The organism is Ktedonobacterales bacterium, from assembly GCA_036557285.1.
Taxonomy (GTDB): Bacteria; Chloroflexota; Ktedonobacteria; order Ktedonobacterales; family DATBGS01; genus DATBHW01.
Window position 1 is genome coordinate 56,266 of sequence record DATBHW010000055.1, and the last position, 12,626, is coordinate 68,891.

Below are 12,626 nucleotides of genomic sequence, written 5' to 3' on the forward strand. Positions count from 1 at the left end.
ATCTGTGCAAGGCAGTGGGAACTCCTGTTCCTGCTGCCTTGACTTTTGCCGCTGCTCTCGGCTAGAGTAGCAGAAGAAACCACCGCGCCCACGCGACATCGCCAACGAATGGAGGCAAAACAGTCAATGCGTGCTGTAGATGATGATACTGAGATGAAGGTTGCGATCTTGCGCAAGCTTCAGTATTGGGGAAAGCTGCCCGAAAGCGATCTCAGTCGCATGCTGCGCCAGTATCACTTGATTACTGATGATTTTCGGGATATGGAAGAAGAAGGGCTGATTGAGATGCGCTTCATCGGTGATGAGTATGTCGTTGGCCCGACGGTCTTCGGAACGCTCTTTCTCGAACAGCAAGAGAAAGAGGATCAGGCCATAGAAGACCAGCCCGGCGCAGAGCCAGACTAGGAGGATGGGGCAGCATGATTCACGAAGAAGATGACGAGACGAGTATGCCTTTCACCAATGTGACGCCTGAGCAAGCGCAGGAGATGATTGCTCAGGGCGCGCTGGTGGTGGATGTGCGCCAGCCAAACGAGTGGATTGAGGGGCATATCCCCGAAGCGGAATTGATTCCCCTGGATGGCATTTATCTGTTTGGCAAAGCGATTGCCGACTACCCCAGGGATCGAGAGATGATCCTGGTGTGCGAAATGGGCCAGCGGAGCGTGGGGGCTGCTGAGATCGCGCTGGTGGCGGGCCACACGCGCGTCTACAACCTGGTTGGCGGCATGCGGGCCTGGCGCATGAGAAAACTGCCGCTGGCGCGCTAGCGGCCCTACCCTGGCGGCAGTACAGGCGGCTGGCCGTCTGGAAGGCGCGCTGTAAGTAGCTGTCAGGCGGTCTTATCATGGGGCAAGAGTTCGGCCATGCGCTTCCCCAGGTATTCGGGAGTGATGTTCAGCAGGCCAGCCGCGCGCGCAGTGTCTTGATCGCTCTGGCGCAGCGCGGTGCGCAGCGCCTCGCGCTCCACCTCGCGCAGCATGTCGTCGAGCGGCGTCTTCTGGCGGACCTTCTGGTCAATGTCCAGCACGTAGCGATTGAGTTCGTTGGCGAAGACGATATGCTGCGTGGTGATCACGCCGCCCCGGCTCATGACAACGGCGCGCTCGATAATGTTTTCCAGTTCGCGCACGTTGCCCGGCCAATCATAGCGTTCCAGAATGACCATCGCATCCTCGGAGATGCGCCCTGGGGGGGTCGTCGGGCTGAAGCGGTGTTTGTCTAGAAAGTGGGCCACCAGGGCCGGAATGTCGTCGCGGCGCTCGCGCAGCGGTGGCATGTGGACGGCAATGACATTCAGGCGGAAGAACAGGTCTTCGCGGAAACGCCCGGCCAGCACTTCCTCGCGCAGCGTCTTGTTGGTGGCCGCCACCACGCGCACATCCACTTTGACCGGCATGGTCCCGCCAACTCGCTCGAACTCGCGCTCTTGCAGCACGCGCAGTATCTTCTTTTGCGTACCCAGCGTCATCTCGCCGATTTCATCAAGAAAGATCGTGCCTTTGTTGGCGGCCTCGAAGCGCCCTTTGTGCTGGGCAATTGCGCCGGTAAAAGCGCCCTTTTCGTGGCCGAAGAGTTCGCTTTCCAGCAGCGTTTCCGGCAGAGCGGCGCAGTTGACTTTCACCAGCGGCCCCATCCGGCGGTCCGAGGCCAGGTGAATGGTTTCGGCCATCAATTCTTTGCCGGTGCCGGTTTCACCGGTAATTAAGACGGTGGCAGGGTTGCGCGCCACCAGGCCAATCGTCTTGAAAATATCAATCATGGACGAACTGCGGCCCACCATCCGATCCGTCGGATCGCGGCTCTCCACCCGCCGCCGCAGTTCGCGCACTTCCTGGGCCAGCCGCTGATGCTCGAAGACCCGGTTGACATTGAGCAGGACATCATCCAGTTCATCAAAAGGCTTGGTGATGTAGTCAAAAGCCCCGAGTTGAATGGCTTTGATTGCCAGGCTGGAGGTGCCAAAGGCGGTCATAATGATGATGGGGACTTCCACGCCTTGTTCGTGGAGCCGCTGAAGAATCTGAATACCATCTTCGGCCAGCGGCTGATGCGTGTCCCCGCGCAGGCCGTCGGCGGCATCGCGCGAAGGCATACGCACATCCACTAACGCCAGGTCTGGTCGGTCGTCTTCCGATCCCATCAGGAGGCGCAATACTTCGTCGCTCGTTTCGGCTTCTTGCACCTGATAGCCCTCGGCCTCGAAGAGTGAGCGCAGCAGGGAACGAATATCAGCCTCGTCGTCTGCAACAAGAATGCGGCGATGCGTTGGCAGCGTGGCTTCCTCGGTTTCGCTATGAGAGCCGGGCCGATGGTTAGAGATGCTCATCCTTTGGTCCTCCAGTGTAGTCTACCCCGCTCTGCCAGATCTCATCGGTATGCTCTACAGAGCGCCTCAGCACTTTTTGCGCCAGTTTTGCCTCCATATGTTTGCCTGTGGCCGCCCCTCAGAGCAGATGGGTAATCTCTTTGGCGACCTCTGTTACTGTTGCATCCAGGCGTGTATTCTCAATATAGTCCAGCGCGCGAGTTAGCACTTCATCAGCTATGCTGGCGCTGTTGCTGACACAGACGAACCCCAGCGTTGCAATCTGCCAGCGGTCCTGATCCTCCACTTCGGCCACCGCGAGATCAAACCGATTCCGCAGGCGCTCCAGCAGGGAACGCACGACTTGCCGTTTCTCTTTTAAGGAATGGCTGGCCGGGAGATGCAGCGTGACCCGGCAGGCGCCAACGACCATAGGATGATGATTTGATCCTGGCATCAGAGCCTGATGCGCAGGCGGCGCTTTCACTACAAAGCCTGACTACAGAAGCTGGCGTAAAGAAGGACAGGAGGACGCGCGAAATAACAGTATGAGATACGCGCTCGCGTTGACACGGCGAATGTATCCTGATGTCCTTGAAAAATCAGCCAGAGATAGTAGAATGGCCCGCTTGCAGCAGGAGCGGCCTATTTTCAGTGTGCCAACAGGAGCATTATATCACTCACCCTCGGAGAAACAAAAGCCCGTTCTGAGCCAGCATATTTTATGCCAGCGCCACGCCCCCCACCCGCATCGGCGCGGCGTCTGTACCTGTAGCGCCGCCTTCCAGGCGGCCACCGCTGCGCCAGAGCGAGCGTGCGCCCTCCAGGCTAACGTACCAGCAGGCCAGCGTTGAGCCGACTGGAAGGCGGCGCTACAAGTGGCGTTCGCCCTCCAGGTCAACCTCCCAGCAGGCCAGCGTCCAGCCGCCTGGAGGGACGCGCGAGCGACCACCGGGAGCGAGAGCCTCTCGCTCGAAGAGGCTCAGCCGAGCGAGAATGGCCGCCCCCACCCGCATCAGCGCGGCGTCTGTACCTGTAGCGCCGCCATCTTGGCGGCCACCGCTGCGCCAGCGCGAGCGTGCGCCCTCCAGGTCAACGTACCAGCAGGCCAGCGTTGAGCCGCCTGGAAGGCGGCGCTACAAGTGGCGTTCGCCCTCCAGACTAACGTACCAGCAGGCCAGCGTCCAGCCGCCGAGACGGCGGCGCTACAAGTTGCAAAAGCCCTTCAATGGGTGTCGGCGGGCTGGCGCGGCAGGTGGATGCTAAACCGGGTTCCCTGGCCGATCTGGCTTTGCGCCCAAAGAGCGCCGTTGTGCGCCTGAATAATCGCCAGGGCAATAGGCAGCCCCAGCCCGGAGCCACCCGCGTTCATGGCTTTCAGGATGCCGCTGCTGCCGGGCGGCTGGCCGACGGCGCGATGCTCGTTCGTATAGCCGCTGCGCGAGCGCGTCTTGTCGGCGCGATAGAACCGCTCGAAGATATGCGGCAGGTCTTCCGGCCTGATACCCTGGCCGTTATCGGCTATGACGATTTGCGCCATGTCGGGCGAACGGCTCACCTGCGCCTGTACCCAGCCATCGGCGCCCTGGCGTCCGTATTTCAGCGCGTTGTCCAACAGGATCAGCAAGACCTGCTTGATCTTATCTTGATCGCCCAGGATCAGCAGCGGGCCGCCCCTATCGGTGCGCATCGTAACGGTGCGCTCTCCGGCCAGGATGCGCGCCTGGTCCACCGATTCGCCAACCAGGCTGATCAGATCAAACTGCTTGAAGGTCAGTTGCCGCCCGGCGTCCAGCCGCGCCAGGGTCAGCAGATCATGCACCAGCCGCGACATCCGCTCGCACTCGCGCTGCATGGCTTGCAGCACGTGCGTCGCGGTTTCGGGGTCGTCTTTGGCCCCACGCAGCAGGACATCGGTGAAGCCGCGCAGAGAGGTGAGCGGTGTGCGCAGTTCGTGCGAGGCGTCGGCCACAAACTGGCGCATATGCGCTTCGGACTCCTGCTGCGCAGCCAGGGCCGCGCGTTGAGCGGCAAAAGCGATGTCAATGCGATCTATCATTTCATCGAACGAAGCCGAAAGCTCGCCAATCTCGTCGCCGCTGTGGGGCAGGTTGACGCGCTGGCTGAGATCGCCGGAGGCAATCGCTTCGGCAGTGGCCGTCATCCTGCTGAGCGGGCGCAGCGCCCGACCTATCAGCGGCGCGCCCAGCAGCGCCGCCACCAGGACCAGGGCCAGCATGCCCAGGGCCATATAGAGCATCAGCCGGGCGATGACCGCGTTGACGCTGCCAAAATTGGTGACAACCTCAAGGACGGCGGTATGCGCGCGTCCGTTCAGGGTCGTGCAGTGTTCGCAGCGAAAGCCGATGAGAATAACCCCCACGCCAGCGCCCGGCGGCTGATAGGTTGCGGAATCAGCTCCCTGGCCCGGCTGGCGTGTCAGTTGAGCCAGGTTGAAATAGGGCGCGGCCTGGCCGATCATATTGCCGGGGGAGCTTGCAACGACCTGGCCGGTGCGCGGGTCAACCATGAAGACCTGCTGCACGTCGGTTAGCCCGTCAATGGCCGCGCCAACAGTACGCTCGAAGGCGGGGGAAGGGCTGCCGATGTCAACGCTGACCGCCGACTCGAAGGCCGCTTTGTTGGCGGCAAACTGTTTGGCCGCGCCTACCTGGGTGCGCGCGAGTGCTTCGCTGCGCAGATAGGGGCGGATGGTCAGGAAGAGGAAGACGCCCAGCAGCAAGAAAGCGACGGCCAGGAAGCCAACCAGGGCGAAGGCCAATCGCCAGCGCAGCGAGCGCAGGAAGCTGAGACGTCCGACAGGACGCCTGGGGCGTCGCGGTGGGAACTGCGGCACGACCTGGGAGCGCGTGGGCGGCTGGATGGGCTGAGGCATTGGGCCTGCCGGGCGCAGCGCGCGCGATGGCGGTCTGGTTGGCGCCGTCTGCCCTGGCGCGCCAGGAGGGCTGACGGTTGGGGGCAGCGGTTGAAATGCTGGCTGGTGAGCCTCAAGCGACATGCGTGACCGTACCATTCGTAGCGCCGCTTCCCGGCCAACTTTTCGGGCGCGGGGCAGGCATGAGCAATCGCTAGGTTTTCAGGACATAGCCCACGCCGCGCACCGTCAGGATGTATCTCGGCTGGCTGGGTTCGTCTTCAATCTTTTCGCGCAGATAGCGCACGTAGACCTCGATAATATTGGTTTCGCCCATAAAATCATAGCCCCAGACCCGGCTCAGGATGGTCCGGCGGTCCAGCACCTGGCGCGGGTGGGTCATGAAGAGATGCAGCAAGTTATATTCGGTTGCCGTCAATGGCTCGATCAAATGCCCGCCGCGCGTGACCTCGCGGGAGGCTTCGTTGAGTTCCAGATCGGCCACGCGCAGGATGCGCGTTCCGGGGATGGCCGGATCACTGCCGCGCTGCTGCCGCCGCAAGATGGCTTTGACCCGCGCCAGCAGTTCATCGAAGCTGAAGGGCTTGGTCAGGTAATCATCGGCGCCTGTGTTCAGCCCGGCCACGCGGTCACTTACCTCGTCCCTGGCGGTCAGCATCAGCACCGGAATATCGGCGGTCAATTCCTGGGCGCGCAGCCGCCGACAGACCTCCAGGCCATCAATGCCGGGGAGCATGATGTCCAGGATGATGAGATCGGGCCGCAAGCGGCGGGCGGCGTCGAGCGCCGCGAAACCATCCATCGCGGCCTCCACGCGCGCGCCCTCATAGGTCATGCCCAGCTTGATGAAGTCAATGATGCTCTGCTCATCATCAACAACCAGGATGGTTTGCCCGCTGAGGCTTTTCGCTTGCTGCTCCACAGTCTGGCCTCCCCACACCGAGACGATTTCCTCTGGCATTATACGAGCGGCCCACCGGAGAGACAAGGGACAGCGACAGACGGTACAAGACTCTCAGCAGATTCTAATCTGGAGGCGTTCTCAAGCCCTGGGCCAGTTGCCCTGCGGGGGAGGCGCCGTCCGTTCCTCCGCTTTGCTGCGCATCTGGAAACCCATCCAGAGGTACCAGAGCGGGGCAAGAATGGCCCCCAGGCCCATCATGGGAGTCATGAGTTCTGGCATCTGGGCCGTCGCGCTGATCGGCTTGAGGCAGTACAACACGCCCAGGGCCATGCCCAGATAGGCGAGCGGCTTGGGGAGTTCTTCGCTTTGTGAGGCCGCTGTATTCACGACCAGCATCCAGAGTCCGACGCAGCCGTATTGCATCCAGCCATCCGGGTCAATGGAGCCGTTCCAGGTGGCGGCAAGCGCCGCTTTGGTGGAGGCATCCCCATGCACGTAGGCGCTGGCGACGCCGGGCAGCCGCTGCATCATCAGCAGATTGCTGACGGCCATCACCCCATAGCTGAACGTGGCTAGCGTGCCGGTCCAGCGCGCCCCGCCTTTTTTGAGAGCTTCGAGCATCTCCGACACGGCGGGGGCCAGCCCCATGCCACACACTCCGGCCAGCGCCATTTCGATCATTTCGAGCCGCAGCAGCGTGGGATCCCGATCAAAGGACGGTAAGAGATCGGCGGGGTTTGCTCCTATCCGCTGTTCAGGCGGCAGGAGCAGATAATTCAGCGAGAAGAGTGCCCCCAGGATTCCCACAACGATTGCGCAGTTTCCGCCGACTTTAAGTGTAGGAGATACTTCTTTCTTCGTCACCTGAGCCGGGTACGCCATGAGCGTTCCTCCTTAGAATGCCTCACACAACCGACGGGTGGCCCCACCCCTGCCGCCTGGAAGGACGGCGCTACACCCCCGCCCCTGCTCGTGCGGAGGTTGTGTGAGGCGCTCTTAGACGGTTATCGTGAGACGGTCATCGTTCTTCTGAGCGAAAACGGGTCTCCCTGAAGAAAGATTACCTGAGCCTATGCAGGAAGCGCATGCGCAAATTTGCTTATCTTTGAGGTTGCCCTGCCAGAGAGCAGAAGAGTCGCGCTGATGCGCGTTGGTATGTTATGCTGGCCGCAACAGAGTCGCTGGGAGGTATTGATGCGTGAACCTGACGAGAGGCCGCGCCAGTGGGCGCGACCATCTGCATCTCATGCTCGCGGGCCTCGCCGTCCAGGCTGGCTCATCGCCGGGGGGCTGCTCCTGGTTGGATTGGTGGGCCTGCTGGTGGTGTGGGCGCGGAATATTCTGCTTGCTTCGTCTGCTGTGGTGGTGGTCGTGACGGCCACGCCGGTCCTCAGCCCGACGGTTGTTACGCAAGCTCCAACTCCAACTCCCACGCCTGTGCCGACCCGGCAGCTCGACGCCTACATCAGCCGCCTGTCGCAGCAGCAGCGCGTCGGGCAACTGCTGATGCTTGCCGTCTATACCGACGCCTACTCCTCCGCGCTGGATGGGCCGCTGCGGCAGGCGCAGGTGGGCAGCGTCATCTTCTTTCCCAACCATAACGGGGGGCCGCTGATGCCCACGACGCTGGCGGGTGTCCAGCGGCTTATCCGCGATCTAAAGGAACACGCGACCAATCCGCTCCTGGTCGCCACTGATGAAGAAGGCGGCGGCGTAGATCGCCTCGCGCCGTACTTTGGCCCCTCGCCATCGCCTGCCGCCCTGACCGCTACCGGCAATCCGCAAAACGCCTATAACCAGGCGAAGCTGGACGCGCAGCGCCTGCGCGAAGTGGGTATCAACGTGGATTTTGCCCCGCTGGCCGATGTGGATCAGGGCGGCGCTATTGACTCCAGCCGCATGTTTGGCACGACGCCTGAGCAGGTGGCCCGCTATGCGGGCGCTTTTCTGGATGGCTTGCAGCAGCATGGGATTGCCGGGACGCTGAAGCACTGGCCGGGCATTGGCGCGGTTTCGGCTAATCCTGATTTCGCGCTGCCAACACTCACGCACACCAAAACGCAGCTTAACACCATTGACTTTGCTTCCTTTCTCGCCCTGCTCTCCCATCACCCTGACCTGATTATGGTGACGCATGTGCTGACGCCTGCTTACGACCCGAACAATCTGGCGTCCTTATCGCCGACGTTGATTGATGGGGTGCTGCGCGGGCAATTGGGCTATCAGGGCGTGGTGGTTTCTGATGAGATGGAAGCGAGCAGCGTGGCTCAATTCATGCGGCAGCAAGGCTACACCGATCCGGCGCAGGCGGTTGGCGAGGCCAGCGTCCGGGCGATTCTGGCGGGCGAAGACGTGATCGAGTGTCCCCTGGACCCGCATCTCGCGCAGGGAGTGATCACTGCCGTGACGCGGGCGGTTGCCTCCGGGCGTATTTCGCAGGCGCGGCTGCTGCAATCGCTGCGGCGCATCATCAGCCTGAAAGTCCGTTTAGGCATCCTGACGCTGCCCCAGTCCTGATTTGGAGCGGGGCGTTTTCCTTGCAGCGCCGCCGTCCCGGCGGCCAGCCCGTAGCGCCACCGTCCCGGCGGCTCAACGCTGGCCTGCTGGTGCGCTGGCCCGGAGGGCGCACGCTCGCCCTGGCGTAGCGGTGGCCGCCGGGACGGTGGCGGTACGAGCGGTATCAGTGGCCCGCGAGAAAGCCGAAGCACTCGCGCCGGAAGTCGTCGGGCCGCTCGATGTGGGGCGAGTGGCCGGTGTCGGAGAACTCGACCTCACGATACGAGCTGCCGCTGGCGGTATAGGCGTCCAGCACCGCGCGCAATTGCTGCCACATCGGCTGGGGCGGGAAGACATCTGCGCCGGGCCAGCCGGGGACCGCGCCAAGCTGCCCAAGCGTGCCAAAGTCTAGCAGGGACGTATCCGAGACGATCTGGTCGTTGGCCCCGCGAATCCAGAGGACCGGCGGGCCGCCCTGCACCTGCCCAAAGGCGCTCAAGTTGCAGTATTGGGGCGAGATGCCGTTGTTGACGCCCCGCGCGCCGGGGGCAACGGTGGGCCAGTTGGCCGAAGGGGTCAGGTCGCCAGGATAGTTGCCCTCCGCGCATTGAGTGGAAAGCAGGCTGCTGACAAAGGCTTCTTCGCGCGCTGGCGCTGCGCGGAAGGGCGGCTTGAAGTAAAACTGGTTCATGACATTGCGCGGCGAATTGGGCGAATCGGCGCTGCGATCTCCGTCCTTCAGGCGCTGCACAAAGTCGGGATTGGCGGTGCCGCCGCCGCTTCCGGCGAAATCGGGCCAGCAGGGCGCGCCGCTGGCGTCTTTTGTACCTCCAAAGCCGTAGGGCGACATGGGCGAAACCAGCGTGAGCGAGCGCACCTGTGCCGGATGGTCGGTGATATATTGCATGCCCACGCCGCCACCCATAGACCAGCCGATCAGGTGAAAACGCCCCAGCTTCAGCGTCTCGACCAGGGCGTGCAGGTCATCGGCGAAATCGCGCACGCCGCGCGTGGCATCTACCGGCGCGGTCTCTGAATCGCCGAAGCCGCGCAGATCGAGGGCGATAGTGCGATACTGTGCGGGGAGCGCCAGCATCGTCTCTTCCCAGAAGACAGCGGAGGAGGCATTGCCATGCACCAGAACAACTGGCTCGCCATCCTGGGGGCCACTGGTCAGGATATGCGTTGCCAGCCGGGGCGTCTTGACGATCTCGGAGGAGATGCCGGGCAGGAATGCGGAGTCTGCCATACGAAAGCCAACCCTTCTCTCGCTCGCAATGAGCGCGCGCTATTGAAAACGAACTCAATAGCTATGTATATGTCATGCAGAGGGAGCGGCGTCAAGTCGGCTTTCCTGCGCATCAGGGCGATCTAAAAGTTCGCTGGCGGCTGAAGGCCGCGCCTGCGGCGGCGGGCGCTTGCCTCGGCTGGGCCTCGGCACTCTCGCTCGCTCGCGCGCCCGCGGCTGAAGGCTGCGCCGCAAAGGCCGCCTGCGGCGACGGGTGCTTGCGGGAACCCAGTTCCCGCATTCTCGCTCCCGGTGGTCGCTCGCGCACCCGTGCCTGCGCGGCCTGAGACGAAGCGGCTGCCAGAGGTGGGGGGAGCCTGCACAGGCAGGCTTGGTGGGCGATAGCCCTTCAGGCGCGGCCTTCAGCCGCCAGCCTCCGTACCCCTGACGGACTTTTAGACAGCCTTTCCTGCGCAGCCTGTAACGGGAGCGCGTACTGGCTACTGCGTGGGTATGCTGCTCTGCCGTGTCAAGCCCTCCCTCACCGGCAGCAGGGCAGCACCTCCCCGCGCCTGTCTGTGAGCGCATGCCAGGCAGCGTTTCTGGCGCGTGGTCTGGTTCTGATGCGGTACTATTAGGTGATAGCTTTCTACGGACTTGCTTGCTCTTGCGCTGGCTGGTAGAATACGCCTCAGAGCAGGTAGCCTGGATACGAGGGTCCGGCCTCGCTCACAGTTACCAATTATATACGCATCCGTAGAAAGGAAGCTACCTCATGCGCCTCTTTGGCTGGTTTCGCCGTCCCCCTCAAAAGGATCAGCCCGCGACGCGGCGCTGGATACGGCTGGGGGGCAGACGTATGTTCAGCAGCGGCTCCTACATCCTGCCCAAAGATCAGACTGAAGATGATCGGCTTGATCTGCAACATCACTTCTACAGGCTCATTCTGCGTGGGAATTATTGCGCGCCGCTCCGGCAGCCGCGCATGATATTGGATGTGGCCTGCGGCACCGGCATCTGGGGACGCGAGATGGCAAGAGAGTTTCCCCAGACTCAGGTTATCAACTTCGATATTGATCGCGCGCCAGTGGACGCGGCGTTGCAGCGCCTTGGGCCGACGGGACAGATCCCCGCCAATTTTCGCTTTCTGGAAGCTGACGCCTTCCAGCCTTTTCCCTTCGAGCCGGGCCTGTTTGATTTTACGCACGCGCGCCTGATCGGCTCATTTACTCCGGTGGCGCGCTGGCCTGACGTGGTGGCTGAGATGATTCGCGTCACACGCCCCGGCGGCTATGTGGAACTGGTGGATTTTGAGATCGGGCAAAGCCCCAGCCAGGCGGTTATGGCTCTTGGCGAGGCTATGGGGCGCTTGATGACGGCTCGCGGCCTTCATCCAGGCTCAGCGCCGTATCTGGCTGGCTATCTACGCCAGGCAGGCTTGGAGGGGGTTCGTGAACGCCGGGCGATTGTGGGCGGCGGGCCGCGAGGCAGCCGCGAGCAAGGGCTGCTCATCACTGATATTCTGGCGACGTTTGCAAACCTTCAGCCGCTGGTCGTCAAGGTTGGGGTGCTTTCGGATGCCGATTACACCGCGCTGCTGGAGCGCGCGCGTGAAGAGGCGCGGGCGCTGGGCGCCTGGCTCCCTATCGTCTGCGCCTTTGGCAGAAAGCCGCTGGAACGCGGCAGAAGAAGCGGATTTATCCGCTATTAGCTCTTCGGGGTTTTCAGCGCCTTGAGTTTGTCCCAGGGGACGCTCGGACGAGGGAGGCTGCGCTTCTTGAGGTATCGCCTGGCTTTGCGCTGCGCTCCCAGGATGGCGGGCAACAGGCTGCCTAAGCCGGTTCCGGGCAGGAAGTGCGCCGGACGAAGCATCCAGTCGTCGCCCTCCCGTTCGAGTGTCCCGCGCACAGCAAAGCCTTTGAGGCTCCAGAGGTGTTCGTCGTGGCTGTGACAGAGCAGGGCCGCCGGGCCAGGCTGGATGCCCAGGTCAGCAGGAGCGCGCAGGCGCACCACCTGTGCGGCTGCGTCAAGCTGGGGCTTGCAGCGCACGCTGAGCGGGTAGCCATCGGCGTCAACGCTGGTTAGCACCGCGCTGGGGAACTGGGGCAGGTACTTTGCGATCTCATTCCACATGGCTGACCTCGATTTCCTGCGCCGGGTGATCGCAGTTGCCGTCAGGCCACCATCTGATGCGGCGCGGCGTGATGTAGATGAGCAATCGCATGTAGTACCACGCCGACACGGCGCGCATGATCGCGCTGCTGCTGTACGCCTGGCTGGAGGGCTGGCGGCGAGCGAGGACCGCCCAGAAGCGAGCGAGGTCTTCGTTCCAGGTTGTGACTTCGTGGGGGATGTCGGCGTCCCCCTGCACCAGCACGATTGGCGGCTGAGCAAGGCCGCTGCCGGTTGGGTCAGAGAACAGCAGCGAGACATGCGGGTTGCGGCGGATGTTGAAGGCTTTTTGTGGCGCTCCAATCGAGGTGGTGATGAGGAAGCGTCCTGTCTCAGGCAGGTAGAGGGGGGCAGTCGGCCAGGCGATGGGCGCGCCATCTTTGCCCAGCGTGGCAAACTCGCAGCTTAAAAACTCGCGGAAGACTTCCTCAACCCTGGGCGGCAGGGTATAGTGCGTCATCAAAGAGCTTCCTCCTGTGGGCAACGATGCGTCGGCATGCGCTGCGGTTTTCTCAGCGTTCGGTATATGACAGTATAGTATCAGGGCGCTTCCTTGTCCAGAAGGGATGTATCTGGGGTTCCACCACCTATGAGGGGCCACTTGTAGCGCCGCCTTCCAGGC

13 protein-coding genes are annotated in these 12,626 nt (G+C 62.6%); 5 read left to right on the forward strand and 8 right to left on the reverse strand.

The annotated features are described in order from the left end of the window. Positions 1-126: 126 nt before the first annotated feature. The gene (locus tag VH599_16410) at positions 127-405 is read left to right on the forward strand and encodes a hypothetical protein (protein ID HEY7349902.1); all 279 of its coding nucleotides are present in this window, start codon (positions 127-129) and stop codon (positions 403-405) included. Positions 406-419: 14 nt separating this feature from the next. Continuing rightward, positions 420-770, forward strand: a complete 351-nt coding sequence (locus tag VH599_16415; protein ID HEY7349903.1) for a rhodanese-like domain-containing protein — start codon at positions 420-422, stop codon at positions 768-770. 62 nt (positions 771-832) lie between these two features. On the opposite strand, the gene VH599_16420 is transcribed toward VH599_16415, so the two are convergent. Further along, on the reverse strand, positions 833-2,329 hold the full coding sequence (locus tag VH599_16420; protein ID HEY7349904.1) for a sigma-54 dependent transcriptional regulator: 1,497 nt from the start codon (positions 2,327-2,329) through the stop codon (positions 833-835). Between the two features lie 118 nt (positions 2,330-2,447). Next, the gene (locus VH599_16425; protein ID HEY7349905.1) at positions 2,448-2,765 is read right to left on the reverse strand and encodes a DUF503 domain-containing protein; all 318 of its coding nucleotides are present in this window, start codon (positions 2,763-2,765) and stop codon (positions 2,448-2,450) included. 421 nt (positions 2,766-3,186) lie between these two features. On the opposite strand from VH599_16425, the gene VH599_16430 reads away from it, so the two are divergent. Then, complete coding sequence (locus tag VH599_16430; GenBank protein ID HEY7349906.1) at positions 3,187-3,426, forward strand: hypothetical protein; 240 nt, start codon at positions 3,187-3,189, stop codon at positions 3,424-3,426. Between the two features lie 107 nt (positions 3,427-3,533). Here VH599_16430 and VH599_16435 read toward each other — a convergent pair whose 3' ends face one another. The 3 genes from VH599_16435 to VH599_16445 form a co-directional block, all read right to left on the reverse strand. Then, positions 3,534-5,342, reverse strand: a complete 1,809-nt coding sequence (locus VH599_16435) for an ATP-binding protein (protein HEY7349907.1) — start codon at positions 5,340-5,342, stop codon at positions 3,534-3,536. 55 nt (positions 5,343-5,397) lie between these two features. Continuing rightward, positions 5,398-6,126 carry a response regulator transcription factor gene (locus VH599_16440; GenBank protein ID HEY7349908.1) on the reverse strand — a complete coding sequence of 243 codons (729 nt, stop codon included), beginning with the start codon at positions 6,124-6,126 and terminating at the stop codon, positions 5,398-5,400. 120 nt (positions 6,127-6,246) lie between these two features. After that, the gene (locus VH599_16445) at positions 6,247-6,990 is read right to left on the reverse strand and encodes a DUF4386 family protein (protein HEY7349909.1); all 744 of its coding nucleotides are present in this window, start codon (positions 6,988-6,990) and stop codon (positions 6,247-6,249) included. Between the two features lie 312 nt (positions 6,991-7,302). Between VH599_16445 and VH599_16450 the strand changes: the two genes are divergently transcribed. Next, positions 7,303-8,625: a glycoside hydrolase family 3 N-terminal domain-containing protein gene (locus tag VH599_16450; protein HEY7349910.1), complete on the forward strand. Its 1,323-nt coding sequence runs from the start codon at positions 7,303-7,305 to the stop codon at positions 8,623-8,625. Positions 8,626-8,788: 163 nt separating this feature from the next. Here the strand turns inward: VH599_16450 and VH599_16455 are convergent, their stop codons facing one another. Continuing rightward, complete coding sequence (locus tag VH599_16455; protein HEY7349911.1) at positions 8,789-9,853, reverse strand: alpha/beta hydrolase; 1,065 nt, start codon at positions 9,851-9,853, stop codon at positions 8,789-8,791. A 754-nt stretch (positions 9,854-10,607) separates the two neighbouring features. On the opposite strand from VH599_16455, the gene VH599_16460 reads away from it, so the two are divergent. After that, a complete protein-coding gene (locus tag VH599_16460) occupies positions 10,608-11,543 on the forward strand; it encodes a methyltransferase domain-containing protein (protein ID HEY7349912.1) in 936 nt (311 codons plus the stop codon). On the opposite strand, the gene VH599_16465 is transcribed toward VH599_16460, so the two are convergent. Together VH599_16465 and VH599_16470 are read right to left on the reverse strand one after the other, a co-directional pair. After that, positions 11,540-11,965, reverse strand: coding sequence for a hypothetical protein (locus tag VH599_16465; GenBank protein HEY7349913.1), 426 nt, complete (start codon positions 11,963-11,965; stop codon positions 11,540-11,542). The two genes, VH599_16460 and VH599_16465, sit on opposite strands and share 4 nt — an antisense overlap. After that, positions 11,955-12,464: a pyridoxamine 5'-phosphate oxidase family protein gene (locus VH599_16470; GenBank protein ID HEY7349914.1), complete on the reverse strand. Its 510-nt coding sequence runs from the start codon at positions 12,462-12,464 to the stop codon at positions 11,955-11,957. Before VH599_16470 ends, VH599_16465 begins: the two co-directional genes overlap by 11 nt. Positions 12,465-12,626: the final 162 nt, after the last annotated feature.

Excerpts from the sequence above, each read along its gene's own strand:
- VH599_16410 (HEY7349902.1), top strand. The coding sequence starts at position 127 with ATGCGTGCTGTAGATGATGATACTGAGATGAAGGTTGCGATCTTGCGC.
- VH599_16415 (HEY7349903.1), top strand. The coding sequence starts at position 420 with ATGATTCACGAAGAAGATGACGAGACGAGTATGCCTTTCACCAATGTG.
- VH599_16420 (HEY7349904.1), bottom strand. The coding sequence starts at position 2,329 with ATGAGCATCTCTAACCATCGGCCCGGCTCTCATAGCGAAACCGAGGAA.
- VH599_16425 (HEY7349905.1), bottom strand. The coding sequence starts at position 2,765 with ATGCCAGGATCAAATCATCATCCTATGGTCGTTGGCGCCTGCCGGGTC.
- VH599_16435 (HEY7349907.1), bottom strand. The coding sequence starts at position 5,342 with ATGGTACGGTCACGCATGTCGCTTGAGGCTCACCAGCCAGCATTTCAA.
- VH599_16445 (HEY7349909.1), bottom strand. The coding sequence starts at position 6,990 with ATGGCGTACCCGGCTCAGGTGACGAAGAAAGAAGTATCTCCTACACTT.
- VH599_16450 (HEY7349910.1), top strand. The coding sequence starts at position 7,303 with ATGCGTGAACCTGACGAGAGGCCGCGCCAGTGGGCGCGACCATCTGCA.
- VH599_16455 (HEY7349911.1), bottom strand. The coding sequence starts at position 9,853 with ATGGCAGACTCCGCATTCCTGCCCGGCATCTCCTCCGAGATCGTCAAG.
- VH599_16460 (HEY7349912.1), top strand. The coding sequence starts at position 10,608 with ATGCGCCTCTTTGGCTGGTTTCGCCGTCCCCCTCAAAAGGATCAGCCC.
- VH599_16465 (HEY7349913.1), bottom strand. The coding sequence starts at position 11,965 with ATGTGGAATGAGATCGCAAAGTACCTGCCCCAGTTCCCCAGCGCGGTG.
- VH599_16470 (HEY7349914.1), bottom strand. The coding sequence starts at position 12,464 with ATGACGCACTATACCCTGCCGCCCAGGGTTGAGGAAGTCTTCCGCGAG.